Origin of the sequence: Flavobacterium sp. TAB 87 (assembly GCF_001529295.1) — a bacterium.
Lineage (GTDB): Bacteria > Bacteroidota > Bacteroidia > Flavobacteriales > Flavobacteriaceae > Flavobacterium.
The window spans coordinates 171,786-187,959 of sequence record NZ_LLWK01000037.1 but is presented as its reverse complement, the minus strand read 5'-3'; the positions used below and the strand labels follow the sequence as shown (position 1 = coordinate 187,959).

10 protein-coding genes are annotated in these 16,174 nt (G+C 33.9%); 1 reads left to right on the top strand and 9 read right to left on the bottom strand.

Annotated features, from left to right (window positions below):
* Positions 1-52 precede the first annotated feature (52 nt).
* The 7 genes from bshC to AP058_RS10025 form a co-directional block, all read right to left on the bottom strand.
* A complete protein-coding gene (gene bshC / locus AP058_RS10060; RefSeq protein WP_066310031.1) occupies positions 53-1,642 on the bottom strand; it encodes a bacillithiol biosynthesis cysteine-adding enzyme BshC in 1,590 nt (529 codons plus the stop codon).
* A 657-nt stretch (positions 1,643-2,299) separates the two neighbouring features.
* Positions 2,300-3,637, bottom strand: a complete 1,338-nt coding sequence (locus AP058_RS10050) for a DUF4302 domain-containing protein (protein ID WP_066310027.1) — start codon at positions 3,635-3,637, stop codon at positions 2,300-2,302.
* A 6-nt stretch (positions 3,638-3,643) separates the two neighbouring features.
* On the bottom strand, positions 3,644-4,507 hold the full coding sequence (locus AP058_RS10045) for a substrate import-associated zinc metallohydrolase lipoprotein (protein WP_082706648.1): 864 nt from the start codon (positions 4,505-4,507) through the stop codon (positions 3,644-3,646).
* A gap of 16 nt (positions 4,508-4,523) precedes the next feature.
* Positions 4,524-6,002 carry a RagB/SusD family nutrient uptake outer membrane protein gene (locus tag AP058_RS10040; RefSeq protein WP_066310023.1) on the bottom strand — a complete coding sequence of 493 codons (1,479 nt, stop codon included), beginning with the start codon at positions 6,000-6,002 and terminating at the stop codon, positions 4,524-4,526.
* Positions 6,003-6,014: 12 nt separating this feature from the next.
* Entirely contained in the window at positions 6,015-9,740 is a 3,726-nt protein-coding gene (locus AP058_RS10035) for a SusC/RagA family TonB-linked outer membrane protein (RefSeq protein ID WP_082706630.1), read from the bottom strand.
* Between the two features lie 164 nt (positions 9,741-9,904).
* Positions 9,905-11,014: a FecR family protein gene (locus tag AP058_RS10030; RefSeq protein ID WP_066310019.1), complete on the bottom strand. Its 1,110-nt coding sequence runs from the start codon at positions 11,012-11,014 to the stop codon at positions 9,905-9,907.
* Positions 11,015-11,115: 101 nt separating this feature from the next.
* Complete coding sequence (locus tag AP058_RS10025; RefSeq protein WP_231739631.1) at positions 11,116-11,724, bottom strand: RNA polymerase sigma factor; 609 nt, start codon at positions 11,722-11,724, stop codon at positions 11,116-11,118.
* Between the two features lie 311 nt (positions 11,725-12,035).
* On the opposite strand from AP058_RS10025, the gene AP058_RS10020 reads away from it, so the two are divergent.
* The gene (locus AP058_RS10020) at positions 12,036-14,228 is read left to right on the top strand and encodes a radical SAM protein (protein WP_066310018.1); all 2,193 of its coding nucleotides are present in this window, start codon (positions 12,036-12,038) and stop codon (positions 14,226-14,228) included.
* 3 nt (positions 14,229-14,231) lie between these two features.
* Here the strand turns inward: AP058_RS10020 and AP058_RS10015 are convergent, their stop codons facing one another.
* Both AP058_RS10015 and AP058_RS10010 read right to left on the bottom strand, forming a co-directional pair.
* The gene (locus tag AP058_RS10015; protein WP_066310016.1) at positions 14,232-14,915 is read right to left on the bottom strand and encodes a response regulator transcription factor; all 684 of its coding nucleotides are present in this window, start codon (positions 14,913-14,915) and stop codon (positions 14,232-14,234) included.
* Positions 14,902-16,173: a sensor histidine kinase KdpD gene (locus AP058_RS10010; RefSeq protein ID WP_066310014.1), complete on the bottom strand. Its 1,272-nt coding sequence runs from the start codon at positions 16,171-16,173 to the stop codon at positions 14,902-14,904. Before AP058_RS10010 ends, AP058_RS10015 begins: the two co-directional genes overlap by 14 nt.
* Between the last annotated feature and the right edge of the window lies 1 nt (position 16,174).

Genomic DNA, 16,174 nt, shown 5'->3' with positions numbered 1-16,174 from the left:
TTTTTTAGGAAGAGAGTGGTTATTTGTATCCTTAAAATTATGCTGTATTTTTTTAAATCGTAATTATCGAAAATTCATTTTTTAAAGGTTGTAATTTTTGAAATATATTCGGAATTAATTCTGTTCCTTTTTCTAAATAAAATTCAGAGAAGTTAGCTTGCCGTTCTTGCAAACTTTGATTTGGAAATAATTCGTTCTGAAGTTCGGTTACACGCTCTATTTGGTCGCCCAATTTGCGTTTCTGCGCTTTTAGTAATCGTTTTTCTAAATTGGCTAATCCTTTTGTTTGTTTTGCTTCCTGCGCTTTTACAGCTCCAGTAAAAGATAGGTCCGTTTGCGCTGCGATTGCAAATAAGTCTGCAAATTGTTTTTGTAATGCGTTTTTTTGAGCAGTCAAATCAATAGGAAAACCAGAAATACGATGCGTGATTTTATTTTCTAACTCTTGTTGTTTTAAAAATAAATCACTCCAGCTCAGCTCTAATTTCTCGGCTTTGTTGCTTTGTTTTTCGGTTGCTAAAAGTACAGAATTACGAACTAGCAAAATAGGAAAAGTAATTTTTACTGCATCAAAAAAGGATTTTAATTCTAACCAATACGCTATTTCACCGCCGCCGCCAATGTAGCATAAATTGGGCAAAATAACTTCTTGGTAAAGCGGACGCATGATTACGTTTGGACTAAATTTTTCGGGATGTTGATCGACTAAATTAAAAAGTTCTTCTTTAGAAAACTGAATTTTAGTATTGTTTATAAAGTACTTATTATCTTCAAAAATAATTCGCTCACGCAAATCGTCTTCAATATAAAATAAATTGATTTCGCGCGGAGTAACCTGAATTTTGTAATCGGCAAGTTTCTTTCCTGTTTCAATTACGTTTTTATAAGCAGTTTGCTTCTCTAAATCTTCTTTTATGAAAGGAATGAAGGTTTGCTTTAGTTGAGTGTCGTCTGCATCTAAGATAACTAATCCGTATGCGCCAAATAATATATTGGCTAAATATCTTGTAGCATCGGCTAAATTTTTATGCTCGATATACGATTTTTCAAATAATGATTTTAAATACGAAGCATTTGTACTGGCGCCTAATTCTTTCGAATAAATCTCGAGAAATTGATCTAAGCCGTTAGTAGACAATCTTCCAACAGGACCAGTACTTTTTGTATTCCAGCGAAACTTTTTGCCCTTAAAATTAAAATAATTAATTTCCTCAAAATCGTGATCTTCTGTTGCCATCCAATAAATTGGCACAAAATTATAAGCAGGATATCTTGCTTTTAATTCTGCCGTTAAATTAATTGTCGAAATGATTTTATATAAAAAATACAAAGGACCAGAAAACAAATTGAGTTGATGACCCGTAGTAACCGTAAAGGTATTGTTGACTTTTAAAGACTCAATATTTTGTTGCGTCAGTTGCGAAATTTCAAGTTTGCTGTATTGCTTATGCAAAACTTTGGTCAGTGTCAAGCGGTTTGTATTATCAAAGTTTGCTTGTTTCTCGATTATTTGTTCTTCGAAATTTTCAAGTAGAGGAAACCGATTGTATATATCGTGTAAATTTTTAGTTTGATCTAAATAATCATTCATCAAAGGAGAAAAATAACCTGAATTTTGATAGCTGATACAGTCGGTTGGCATAGATTTTTATTTTAATGCTAAAATAACAAAAATAATCCGAGGACAGTTGTTAAAAAAAAGGTTGTCTTTTGATGGACAACCTTTCTTACGAGAAATCGAAAATTTTAGTTTGACATCTAATTCAGTAGTATATAAGTAAATGACGTTTAAAAAATTTTAAAAACTTTCATTAAAGAAATCACTTATACTGTTTTTTAGTAATAGTTTTCTTTTGTTAAGAAAAAGAAAACGATTAATACAACTGACATGATCAACATTCTATAAATGGCTGATTGAAATGTTTTTGTATCATTTAACTTGTCTTCTTTTTTTTGTTTTACAAGATCGAATAGTAGTAATAAAATGATGATTGGAAGTGACAGGTAAAAATAATACATCGTGTAATCTGGATAGGTGTTTGATATAAGAATGTAAATCAAAAACCATAATAACAAAACTATATTTATCGGTGTTTTATGTTTTTTCATATTATGATTTGTTTTAATTAAGAATTTAAAAATAGCTGATACTTGTTTTTTACTATTTATTTAAGCGAGATTGGATTTTTTATGTATTAGGTTTCGGGCAGTACTGGTTGTTATATGAAAATTTACAAATGCTGTTAAAAAAAAAGGTTGCCTTTTAAAGGGCAACCTTTCTCGCTAAATTCAAAAGTACTTATAATGTATATGTTGTCATTCTAAAACTGCTGGATGCACTCGTAAAGGTGTAAATAACGTTACTGTAAGTAACCTTGAAATTCTCCTTTTTAACATATAATCCTTTTGGATTTGTCAACTCAGCATCCAAATCTTTTAGGAAAGCTCTATTTGCTGCTGACTGAGTCCAACCGTCATCAGTTAAAATTAAAGTTTTATTAGCTGCATCCTCTGTAGTAGTCACAAAATGAACTATAGAAGGCTTTCCACCATTAAATTGATATTGAATGTAACTTCCATTTACAGCGTTATTAAATACCAATTGCACTCTACTAACAGATTGATTCGCTGGTAAAGTCGCATTCACTTTATTTATTAGTTGCTTAAACAACGAAGAGGTCGTTGAAGCGTTATACAAATTAGCTGCAATGTAACCATAGACTGCTTGTTTGTTACCTTCTAGTAAAGCTTTGTAATCGTCTGTTAAAACAAGAGGTTTACTAGAGTATCTGATGGTTGCGCTTACGCCCCCCGTTCCAGTTGCCGTAAAACTACCTTCTGCTTCATTATAGATGAAATTTGTTAATTTTTGATCGGCAACGACTACTGGTGGGCTAACGATTATGCCGTCTGCGGTGTAGCCGATACCCATATCGTAGGTTACAGGATATCCTTCTTCAATCGAATTTGCTTCGGCATATCTAGTATTTTTATCAAATGCAAAATCAAATTGGTGTACTGTTTTTCCATCGTTTGTTTCGAGTAATCTAAAAAGAGGTCTAGAATCACTTCCAACAACATTATCAATCATGTCAATGTTTTTTGACAAATTAGTCCAATCGTCTGCTGTAGCTTTTACAAAACGCAACTCTTTATTTTCTCTGTTGGTTTTAAATAGTATTGTGTTGGTCTCTTGTCCGTAGTACAAAAACTGAAAGTCACCAAGATACCCTTTGCTTCGTAGCGCAGCAGTTGGATAGCTATTCGAATCAGATAAGAGATGAATTCTACTTTTAGTTGTAAATACTAAACTTACAGTACTACCAAGCTGAATTTCGTACTGACTTTTTAAAACGCTAGTGTCTTCGTCGAAATCAGATGCCATTTGCACTGTTCCATCTGCGGCAAACTTAAATAAATGAGTATAACCTCCCAATTGCGAGTCATCTGTAAAATAAACGGCCTTCCATCCAAATTCAGAAGAGAGTAATAAATCTTTTAACTCTTTTTGCTGTGCATTCAATCGTTCGGTCGGACTTTGATCAAACTTTTGTTCTGCATCATTGTTGGTGCAGGAAGTTAATTGTAAGATCAAAAAGCTTACAATTAAATATTTTAATATATTTTTTGCTTTCATGTCTTTTTATTTATTGTTTATAACAAAGTTTGTGTTTTTTTCTGCTTCGTCTCGCAAAGCATAAAAATCCATATTAAAAGCATCTTTGAAATACTTAACAACAAGTGCTTCTTTTGCTTTAAGAGCGGCATATGCTGTCGGGCTTTCAATTCCATCCAGAAATTCTGCGTACTCTACTTTTGAACTTATCAGTATCATAGCTGCAGTTTCAGCAAAATCTTCGTTGATATTTGATCTGGCATAACTGGTTATAAAACCAATTTCATTTGACTCTGGAACATCAAAGTTGTACCAATCTGCGGTATAACCGCCTGGAGTAAGCACCGCCCACGATTTTTCATCAAAAGGTTTGTTTTGATTTAAGATGTGAATGTACTCGTGTTGAATTGTATGTATAAATTCAGAAACATTCGCACGGTCATTTTTATCAATATAATCTGTTTCAAAAAGAGTTACACGTTGACCTCCTTCAGCAATACCTAAGGTTCTTGTTCCAACACTGTTTAAATTAACTCCTCCTATTAAAACGATTTCTCTCGGAGCAATTTTTTTCACAAAATCAGCACCTCCAATTGTAGAATAACTATCAAGCCAAATCTTTTGAACAATTTCTAATGCAGGCTTTACCTTTTCTACAGCAGGTGGAAATAAGAAGCGATTATTGTCTACCGTATTTTGGTTCCATTTGTATTGCACATTGATATTGTAAGAATCAAGATAACTAGCACCAATCCAGTTGTCAAGAGGTGTTTTTTCAGGCTGAGTGTAGTCCAGTTGGCTTGCTGTGGGTTGCTCTTCATGCGAACAGGCATTCAAGGCTACCAAAACAGAAGCAAAGACTGCTATTTTATAATATTTTACTTTTTTCATGAGTTTCATGTTTTGTTTATCTTGGATTTAGTTCTACGCCAGTCGTTGAAGCATGTAGCGGTATTTGCAAAGCTCTGCGTTTGTCATCTTTTACCAAAATGTTATCTGGTTTGTTATACGTTTGATGATTGACTACGATATTAAATCGTTTGACATCAAACCAGCGCATTCCCTCATGTACAAAATCACGACGTCTCGTTTCTGTAAGTGCGTTAATAAATGATGTTTGTTCTGCAGTTATGGTGTAAAACGGTGTGAACTGATCTGCAACAACAGGATAGAAATCTAAAATATCTTCTTCTGTTAAAATATCAGTAGCTGGATTATAATTTAGTGTTCTTGTAGATAAAAAGTATTGCAGTTCAGCAGTAGCTTCGGCAAACTGATTTTTCATTACGTGTGCTTCAATTCGATTCAAGAAAAATTCATCGTTACTCAATAAAACTTCGGCAGTATAGGGTTCTCCAATTCCTGCTGAGACATTGGTGTATTTAAAATATTCGTAGAACTTTGGTAAAAAAACAGTTATACTACTATTGCTAGAATAAAAATTATAGTACCATTGTTTTCCAAATAAACTCTCATTTGGGCTAAAAATTTCTTGATATCGATCTCCAGAAAGATAAAATCTACTTTGGTTCGAAGATCTTTGAATGATTGAATTTGGAGAACCAATTAATAGGTTAGTTGGTTCATCGCTGCTCGCGTAAGCTACCCGTTGTTCATTTACTGCAATAGATTCATACTTAAGGTAATTTCTTAATTTACCCACTGGTTTAGACCCTAAGTCTGCTGTAAGTTCTAATACACGATCCCAATTTCCTCTTATCAAGTAAAAACGGCTTGCAAATGCTTTGGCTGCATCTTTATTAAAATGAAATTTAGGTTGGCTGTACGAATTGGTTACAATTGGCAATCCTTCTTCGATGTCTTTTTGAATAAAATCAAAAACTTCAGCGACCGTATTGCGCTTGTAGTTGGCAACTAATTTTGTTTCAGGTTCTGTTACATAAGGAATTCCTAGGTCAGTAGCTGCAGTTGCAGGATTATATCTTTGCGACCACAATGAAACTAGCATAAAGTGCGAATACGCTCTCGCTAGTAAAGCTTCACCTTTTTGTCCTTGTAAGTCAGCCGTATTGCCAAGATCTTCAATTGCTTTTAGCGCTGTATTTGCATGAGCAATCGCATTGTAACAAGCATCCCAATAATAGGCCTGCGTGTCAATGTCATTGGCTTCTGTTTGTATTAACCAATTGTAATTTTGCTCATTTTTTGGCAATGTTGATGCCATTCCACTGTCAAATACGTTATCAGACATTGTTTCGGCAATGTCAAAGTAGCTCATCTGTGGATAAGCATTTACAAGTACTTCTGCTATTTTATCTGCAGTATCAATTTCGGTTCGATTGTCTGGTTTTTCCGAAAGGAAATCATCGCAGCTACTACTACCAATAAGTATTAATAGTGCTAATGTTATTTTTAATTTTCTCATAATTTTCTCTTATTATAACGAAATGTTTAAAGCTAAAGTATATTGACTTGTAACTGGTAAAGCTACCCCACCTGTATTGCGAAACTCAGGATCTTGACCATTCAATCTTTTGTCAGAATAGATTAACCACGGGTTTACCGCAGAACCTCTTAAGGTAAAAGTGTTCAGTCCTAATTTTCGCTTAAAGTCTTTTGGGAATTCAAAACTTAGAGATATATTTTTTAATCGAACGAAGTCGCCATCTGCAATACGTACATCAGAGTAGTTGTAAGTGTTGTATGCTCTCGCAAGTGTTCTTTCTCCTCCGTAATTAGTATTTAGACGTTGATCTGCAATAACTGGAACGTTAGTAGTATTCTCGTCCCCAGGATTTAGCCAACGATTGGTGAAATCTTTTGTAAATACAGTCAAATCATCATAAGTACTGTCATACACAGGGTTTAAACGTACTTTGTTTCCTCCAGATCCAACTACAAAAACATATAATGACCAATTTTTGTACGTAAACGTATTTGCTAAACCAACCGATTTGTTCGGTTCGATAGATCCTTCGTATTTTAAATAGTTCGTTACATTATCATTGTCTTGAAAATTAGCACCTGTAATTTTATCATTTTCGCCTTCTGGCATTACGAATGTTGGCAGACCTTGATCATTTAATCCAGTAAATGCGTAAGAATAAATAGAGTTTCTAGGATGCCCCACTGCGTTCCCACCATTACCATCAATTAAATCAAATACCGTAGGTTTGTTCTCTAACTTTGTAATTTTTTGATCGTATACCGAAAAATTTAAAGTTGTTGACCATTTAAAATCACTAGTGTTGATATTTCTAGTGGTAAAACCAACTTCAACTCCCTTAGTTTCCATATCGGCATTATTTCCTTGCTTGATTCTTTGTCCTCCAATTCCAGAAGTAATTACATAATCAACTAAATCAAAAGCTTTTCGGCTGTAAATATCTGTTGTTAGTTGCACTCTGTTGTTAAACATTCCGATGTCTAAACCTATGTTAGTTTCAAATTGCTTTTCCCAAGTTAATTCTCCATTTTGTAACGCATCAATTCGTACCCCTGTTTCTCTGTCAGAAAGACCTAAACGGTCGGTTACAAAGCTTTTGTAAATGGCTAACGAGTTTGTTGCAGGTCCTGCGGTTGCTGTTAGACCATAAGAAGCTCGAAGTGCTAATGTATTTACAGAAGAAACATCTTTCATAAAGTCTTCTTCAGCAACATTCCATTTTCCACTAAAAGTATAGGTAGGTAACCATCTTGAAGAACCGCTGTCTCCTTGTCTGTTTGATCCATCGTAACGACCAGTTACCGAAGCAGTATATCTTCGGTCGTAGGTATATCCAACTTTACCAAAAAATCCAACAGTTCTTTCTCTTTCTTCATTAAAGGCAAAATAAGAATCTCCACCATTAATAATTTTTTCGATAAGTCTAGGATCCGTAAATGCAGTAAGTCCTCTGTCGTACTGAAGTCCAGCAGCAGTAAAATTATCACTACTTCTGTTGACTACTCTTAATTCTGTACCAAAGAAACCTTCTACCTCATGTTGATCACTGAATGTATTTCTATAATTAACGCTGTTTCTTACATTGTAAGAAGTTAAGTCATTAGTGAATTTTCTTAAAAACCCACCATTTGGTAAAACCGAAATTTTTGGAGCGGTTAGGTCATTTGGATCTTGATATAAAAAGATATTATCATCTCTCACCAAAGTGTTAACACCGTCTTCTCCTATTGGAGTTCCAGCTTTGTAAGCACCTACAACATTTGAATTTTCAAGTATCTTATGCTCACGATTTGTGTTGGCATAGCGAGCAGATCCTGTTAAATTGTAAGTTAAATTAGGGCTGATTTTATAGTCCAGATCCAATTGAAAACGAATGTCTTTTACTTCGATTTCCATATAATTGTTTTTCAATTCATTTATAATGTTCATTGAAGCCCAATTGTTTCTGTAATATTCTAAATTTCTGTTTTCATCATATGGACGTAACGTTCTACTTGTATTTAATACATAGTTAAACGGATTGATGTCAAAATCTCTAGTCACCTTTCCAAAAACCACATCTTTTTCACTCTCGTAACTACCTGGTGCGCCTTGATCACGAACCGAAGCCAAAGTAGATAAGGTGACGTTAAGCTTATCGTTTAAATAAAATGTTCCTTTGATGTTTGATGAAATTTGTTTTACATCATCAGCAATAGTCCATCCTGGATCACTGTAGTATCCTAAAGAAGCATAAAAAGTATTGTTTTTACCACCACCACTAAAACTTAGCGAGTGATTTTGAGTAATCGAAGGTCTAAATAATACATTAAACCAATCCGTATTTGCTAACTCATATTTTTTTAAGAATTGATTGCGACTAACGGGATCGTTTTGTACTAAATAGCTATCCGTTCCAGGAACATAGGTGTTAATGGCTCTACCTAAAATATTATAAACTCCACCATATCGTCCATTTACGGTCGACGGCAAATCTAAATATCCTTTCGATTCCATTTCTTTAAAAATACTCATGGATTCTTGAGAGTTTAAGATATCAAACTGATTGTAATTTGGTACCGTTCTTAAACTTTGTTCTAACGAATAGGTTACACTCAATGGCGCATCTCTTCGGCCTTGTTTGGTAGTAACAACAACAACTCCGTTTAATGATCTCGATCCGTAAATAGAAGTTGCAGAGGCATCTTTTAATATTTCAATGCTTTGAATGTCGTTTGCGTTTAAACCAGCAATAGACGAACTTAACAAGGTTTCTGAATTTCCTGAAGCTAAGTCAGCAAAGGTAAGATTGATTATATCTTCTTGAACAACACCGTCAATAACCCATAATGGTTTAGTATCTCCAAAAATAGAAGATGATCCACGAACAGTAATTTTTGGAGCAGTTCCAAAAGTACCCGTAACGTTCTGTACCGTTACACCAGCAGCTTTTCCTTCGATCATGCGGCTTACATCAACCACACCATCTACCTTTAACTCGGTACTATTGATCTTACTAATCGCTCCTGTAAAAGTTCTTTTAGATGTTTTTTCATATCCAGTCGTAATCACAACTTCATTAAGATTTTCTCCTAATTCAGACAGTACCACTGTAACAAATTTGCTTGTTGCATCAATTTCTTTGGTTTTCATGCCAATGTAGCTGATTACAATTTTTGAAACATTTTCTGGCATTTCGATGGTAAAATTCCCGTCGAAATCGGTTAAAACGGCAACTTTAGTTCCTTTGGCCATTACGGTTGCACCCGGTAAGGGATTTCCATTTTCATCAGTAATTTTTCCATTAACGATAATGCCAGCATAGACGGTGCTGTTAAATAGGTTTTTAATGCTATAAATGGAGGTTTCATTTTCGATTTTGTTTTGCAAAACAATCTGATCGCTTACTTCTGCAAAATCAATATTGAGTGGCTTAAAAACTTCCGATAAAACATTGTAAAGTGTTTCTTCGCTCGCATTTATAGTTACTTTTTGGTTGAGTTGACTGATTCTCGAATTATATGAAAATTTAACATCAGCTGACTTTTCAAGTTTTGCTAATGCATTTGATAAACTCATATTAGTTATTGAAATGGTAACTTTTGTATCCAGTTTTTTTTGACCCTTGACGCTATTAGCCGTCATGACGGTCGAGAAAACAAAAGCCAACACCATTTGAAAGAGCGTTATTTTCATGATTCGATAGAGTAAACGTTGTTTAACAACAGGTTTTTTCATAATTTTGAGTTTGTTTTGATTAATACTTTTTAACAGGGTGTTTGGATAAACGCACCAAAATACTTTTTACAGAAAGTGTTTTGATATTTCATTGGCGTCTAAAGTGTTACAGCACATTAGGCGCTTTTTTTTTGAGTACTTTTAAATTTACATAGGCATTTTTTTTAATTACATCCAGTAGAAATAATGGTGATATTATTTCCGTTCATTTCATAACTGGTATTGTTTCCAAGACTTTTACAAATAATTTTTAATTTCTCCGGCAACGGTTGGTCACTTAGAGAAGTGGTTAAATGACAATTTTTTAATTTTTCTTTTGGAAAATCGACTGCTACGTGGTACGCTTGTTCTATGGTTTTAAATATTTGGCTTACCGGAATATCTGTAAATTCAAAACTTAATTGTTCAATGCTTTTTATATTTTGCTTCACGGTAATGTCCGCAGTGATATCTGTAATTTTGTCAAACTTTGAGGTCTCTCTTTCAAAACGTAATGCTTCATTCGGCAACAAAACAATTTCTTCTTTGGATTGTTTAGTCGCTTGTTGGTTGGAGTGTACTTTTACTTTTCCTGTTCGTACAATTACTTCTACATTGGGTTGATTTTCAAATGCAGAAATACGAAAACTGGTACCAACCACTTTAGTTACAATTTCGTTTGCATACACGTAAAACGGCTTCTTCGGATTTTTACTGATTTCAAAAAATGCCTCACCCGATAAATAAACCTTTCTTTCGTTTCCTACAAAAGTTTTAGGATAACTTAATTTACTTTGCGGCTGCAATAAAACCGAGCTGCCATCTGACAGAGTTATAATTTGAGAAAAATCAGAATTATTTGTTTGCTCGACTAATCCCTCTTTGGTTTCAGAAATAAGTTTTTTATAAACAGTGTTAGCATCTTCAGTAAACGAGGAGTTAGTATACGACCAAGAAAAAAATAATGCAAGAACCAAAATAGCAGCTATCCATTTGAACCAGTCGTTCTTCCAGATCGAGATCTTTATATTTTTATTTTTACTTCTTTTTTTTAGGGTAATTTTTCTCCAGGTATTTTCTAAAGCTGCCTCTACCGTTATTGCTAACATTTTTGTTTCGTCCACTTTGAGTGCCAAAAGAAACAAACGCGCTTCTTTTACTAAATGTGCTCGACTACTATTTTCAAATGTCCATGCTTCCCAATTTTGAGCATTCGTATTATGAAGGATCCAAGAATGAAAGGACTCATCTCCTAAAAAATCTTCTATTTTGGTATAATTATTACGTTTTTGCATCTCACAGTACGGGTTACGAAAACAATAAGAACAGTTTTATTATTATATACTCACTTAATTAGGAATATTTTTTTACTTCGAAATAAAAAGTAGTAGTAATGCTAGGTAAATTGCGAAGATAAAAGCAAAAGAATTGACAAATTCTTTTTCCAGTCCTTTCGAAGTTTTTGAATTGCCCTAAAAATTAAATTATTTGCAGACTGATAATTTACATCTAACATTTCGGCAATTTGATCTACAGAAAGCCCTTGATGATACCGTAAGTACAATGCTTCTCTTTGTCTCGAAGGTAGATTATTAAGTAAAGTGTTAAGGTGTAAAACTTTTGTAGCGGTAGTTTCATCTGAAATTAACTGGTGTTCAATAGAAAAATCAAATAAAAACTTTAGTGTATCGATAGTGCTTACATGTCTAAAAATTTTATCTTTTTGATACAATTTTGCGATTCTTTTGCGTACACATGATAATAGATAGGCCTTTACAACAATATCTTCTGAGACTGATTTTCTGTAAATCCAAACGTCAGTAAAAACATCTTGAACACAATCTTGCACTTTATCATCAAAAGCACACAATGAGTTTCCATAACGCACCAATTCCGCATAATATTTTTTAAAAAGTAACGAAAAAGCATTTTCATCACCTTCCTTCATATTGCTCCAGATAGTTAGATCGTCAACGGTTAATGTGTTTTTTGCTGTGCTTTTCAAATTAGATTGCTTTATTTTTTAACATTTAATTATTGTTAAATATATTATAATTTTTTGATTTATTTAAATCAAATTAAAAATAATAGGCACAAGTATTTAAAGTTACAAGCCCTACTATTACCGAATTAGCAAATTGATTTTGATAAAAAAACGTTGCAACTGTTGCAAAAATTGAACTTCGCATGCTTTTTTACTTTCTTAAAATAAATAAGTTTTAAAATAAATAAGTTGCATTGTTAAGATTTGTTTTTATTCGTTAAATGTGATAAAACGTTCCAAATAACCCGTATTTTTGCTCAAAATTATTCCTCTTGAAAAGCAACATATTTATCATCACGCCGCCTTTTACGCAATTGAACACGCCCTATCCAGCGACCGCTTACATTAAAGGTTTTTTAAATACGCTACGTATTGGATCAGTGCAAGCCGATTTGGGTATTGAGGTTATTTTGGCGTTATTTTCAAAGAAAGGAATGAGCGATTTATTTGAGAATGCGATTATCGATAGTGCGGTTTCAGACAATTCCAAACGTATTTTTGCACTGCAAGACGAGTACATTAAAACGATCGATGCTGTGATTCAGTTTTTACAAGGTAAAAATCCAACTTTAGCCTTGCAAATTTGTCAAGAAGATTATTTGCCAGAAGCGTCACGATTTGCACAATTAGAAGAATTAGATTGGGCCTTTGGAAGCATGGGAACGCAAGATAAAGCCAAACATTTAGCCACTTTATATCTTGAAGATATCTCTGATTTTATTGTAGAATGTATTGATGAGAACTTTGGTTTTAGTCGTTATGCCGAACGTTTGGGAAGAAGCGCCAACTCATTTGATGAATTGTACGAAAGTCTGCAGCAGTCGTTAACTTACGTTGATGAAATTTTAATTGCTATTTTAAAAGAGCGAATCGAGACCATTGAACCGACTTTATTTTTAATTTCAGTTCCCTTTCCGGGAAATTTGTACAGTGCTTTTCGATCGGCACAATGGGTAAAACAAAATCATCCTGAAATTAAAATTACGATGGGCGGTGGTTTTCCAAATACCGAATTACGCTCGTTATCAGACGCTCGAGTTTTCGAATTCTTTGATTTTATTACTTTGGATGATGGAGAATTGCCAGTCGAATTACTGATTGAAGCGGTGGCATCGGGAGAAGCTGATATGCCGTTAAAACGAACTTTTGTTTTAGAAGAGGGTAAAGTAGTTTACAAAAATAATTCGGCACGATCTGATTACCGACAATCTCAAGTCGGTACGCCAGATTACACCGATTTATTTCTAGATAAATACATTTCGGTTATCGAAATTGTCAATCCAATGCACCGCATGTGGAGCGACGGCCGTTGGAATAAGTTAACTATGGCGCATGGATGCTATTGGGGAAAATGTACTTTTTGTGATATTTCGTTAGATTATGTAAAGATTTACGAACCGATTGCTGCCAATTTGCTGTGCGATCGCATGGAAGAAATGATGGAAAAGACAGGTCAAAATGGTTTTCATTATGTCGATGAAGCGGCGCCACCAGCGTTGATGCGTGCTTTAGCTTTAGAAATTATTCGAAGAAAACTCTCGGTGACCTGGTGGACAAACATTCGTTTTGAGAAAAGCTTTAGTAAAGATTTGTGTGTGTTGCTTAAAGCCTCTGGCTGCATCGCAGTTTCTGGTGGTTTAGAAGTGGCTTCAGATCGTTTACTGAAATTGATTGATAAAGGAGTAACAGTAGAACAAGTGGCACGCGTAACCAGCAATTTTACTGAAGCGGGCATTATGGTTCACACCTATTTAATGTACGGATATCCAACGCAGACCGTGCAAGAAACCGTGGATAGCCTCGAAATGGTGCGCCAACTATTTGAAGCAGGAATTTTACAATCGGGCTTTTGGCATCAGTTTGCCATGACTGCACACAGTCCGATTGGGATGCATCCAGAAAAATTTGGAGTGGAAAAAGAAACAGAAATTATAGGAACGTTTGCTAATAATGATGTCAACTTTATTGATAAAACCGGAATTGATCATGATAAATTCAGCTTCGGATTGAAGAAATCACTATTTAATTTCATGCACGGAATTTGTTTTGATTATGAATTGCAAGATTGGTTTGATTTTAAAATTCCGAATACCAAAATTCCGCATGACTTTATAGAGAATGCCTTAAACGAAGACAATAACTTTAATACAAAACCCAATGCAAAAATAGTTTGGTTGGGCGGAAAGCCTGAGATTTCATCGTTTACAAAATCAAAAAAAGGAAATTCATGGGAAATGATGAGCTTGACTTTTCACGATAAAAAGGAAGCCTTTACGATTCAAACCAATAAAAATGAAGGCGAATGGTTAGTTGCGTTATTGCATAAAATTTCGGTATACAATGACAAGCAATTGACTTTTCAGCAAATCAAAACCGAATTTGAATTGGACTTAGAAGATTTTGAATTGTTCTGGTTTTCAAAACCAATTCTAACTCTGAAAGAATACGGATTACTGCAATTGTAATTTTTAAATATTAAAACGAAATCCAATTCCGTGTAGGTTTTCGATCGAAATTTCTTTCTCGCTGCTTAAAATTTTACGCAGTCGCGAAATAAAAACATCCAAACTTCGACCCATAAAATAATCGTCGTCGCCCCAAATTGAAGTTAGAATTTGTTCTCTTTTTAAAACACTATTCTTATTGTTTAGAAAAAATTGCAGCAGTTCAGCTTCACGCTGAGTCAAGCTCACTTTTTCAGTTTTATTAAAAAGAATTAAGTTTTTGGTGTCAAAGCAGTAGCGTCCTATTTCATAAAGAGACGGTTCAACGATGTGATTTTTAGTTGAACGCTTTAAAAATATTTCAATTTTAAGTAATAGTTCTTCTATGCTAAACGGTTTTACGAGGTAATCATCAGCACCCAAGCGCAAACCTTTGATGCGATCTTCTTTTAAAGTTTTTGCCGAAAGAAAAATTATTGGAATGTCGGAGTTGTTCTTTCTAATTGCGGTAGCCAACTCAAATCCATCCATTTTTGGCATCATAATGTCAAAGATGCAAATGTCAAAATCTTCTTTATGAAAGGCTTCTAAACCTATTATTCCGTTGGGACAATGCGTTACCTGATAACCGCTCTGTTCTAAATTATCTTTAGTCAAGAAGGCTAACGTTTCGTCATCTTCGGTATATAAAATTTTACTTTTTTTCATTTTTATAAGGAATGGATAGTGTGATTGTGATGCCTTTTGTAGCATTATTACGGGCAGAAATTTTCCAATTTTGAATCGTACAAATTTCCTTTACATAGTATAAACCGAGTCCAAAACCATTGACTTCGTTACTTTTTTCATTTTTGACTTGATAAAATTTATCAAATATATAAGAAATATATTGGGGTGAAATACCGATTCCGTTATCAATGAATTCTATTTTTAAAAATTTATTGACAGCGGCAATACGAATTATAATTTCAGGTTTGTCGACACAATATTTAACCGCATTATCGAGTAAATTATAGACTAAATTGGTAAAGTGAAACGCATCAGTTTCTATCTCATACCTTGATGAATCACTCTCGATAGTGAGGGTAGTTTCTGGATATTTTAAACGAATATTTGCAATTGTTTCTTCTATAACTGCAACTACAAAAATGTGTTCTAATTGCAACGCTAAAGGCGTATGATCGTTTTTGGCAATGCTTAAAAATTTTTCGACATGACTGTTCAATTTAGTGCTTTGCTGAATTATGATGTCTGTGTATGTATGTAATTTTTTGTTGTCTTTAATTAGTTTTTGATCGATTAAATATTTGGACGCAATTAAAATAGAAGACAATGGCGTTTTAAATTCATGGGTCATATTATTGACGAAATCCCGCTGTAATTCAGAGTATTTTTTTTGCTGTAAAAGTGTAAAAATAGAGTAGACATAAATAAGTAAAATTAGAATTAAGGCTAGAGAAAGCACGAGCCAGAAACGCATGGAACTCACTAAATAACTTGTCTCATTAGGAAAACGAACGGCAAAATAATATACCAAATTTTTCTGTTTAGGAAAGTACGCTGCTTGTTTTGAATTTTCTTTATCAGATAACGCAATTTGTTTTCCATAAACCATTTCATCACTTTGGCAATTGTACATGGCAAATTCAAAATCTGTTGTAATGTTTATTTTCTTAAACTCCGTTTTCAAATAGTATTCTAAAACATCAGGTTCAAAATCATTTTCTACATTCACCACATAATAATCGTTGGCAATTTTTTGCACTGGATTTTGCACTGGAAGTTCATTACTGGAGCCTTGGTATAATTTTTTGGCAACTTCAAGCAAAGCAATATGCGTTTTTTGACTCAGTTTTTTTTGTTCCAATGTAAAAGCCTCTTTTGTCCACAGCAATTGTGCGGCCAATATGCCAATAATAGCTATAAGGCCTAATAAAATGATGCTATTGAGTTTATTTACTTTCAAG

Excerpts from the sequence above, each read along its gene's own strand:
- AP058_RS10035 (WP_082706630.1), bottom strand. The coding sequence starts at position 9,740 with ATGAAAAAACCTGTTGTTAAACAACGTTTACTCTATCGAATCATGAAA.
- bshC (WP_066310031.1), bottom strand. The coding sequence starts at position 1,642 with ATGCCAACCGACTGTATCAGCTATCAAAATTCAGGTTATTTTTCTCCT.
- AP058_RS10040 (WP_066310023.1), bottom strand. The coding sequence starts at position 6,002 with ATGAGAAAATTAAAAATAACATTAGCACTATTAATACTTATTGGTAGT.
- AP058_RS10015 (WP_066310016.1), bottom strand. The coding sequence starts at position 14,915 with ATGAAAAAAAGTAAAATTTTATATACCGAAGATGACGAAACGTTAGCC.
- AP058_RS10030 (WP_066310019.1), bottom strand. The coding sequence starts at position 11,014 with ATGCAAAAACGTAATAATTATACCAAAATAGAAGATTTTTTAGGAGAT.
- AP058_RS10045 (WP_082706648.1), bottom strand. The coding sequence starts at position 4,507 with ATGAAAAAAGTAAAATATTATAAAATAGCAGTCTTTGCTTCTGTTTTG.
- AP058_RS10050 (WP_066310027.1), bottom strand. The coding sequence starts at position 3,637 with ATGAAAGCAAAAAATATATTAAAATATTTAATTGTAAGCTTTTTGATC.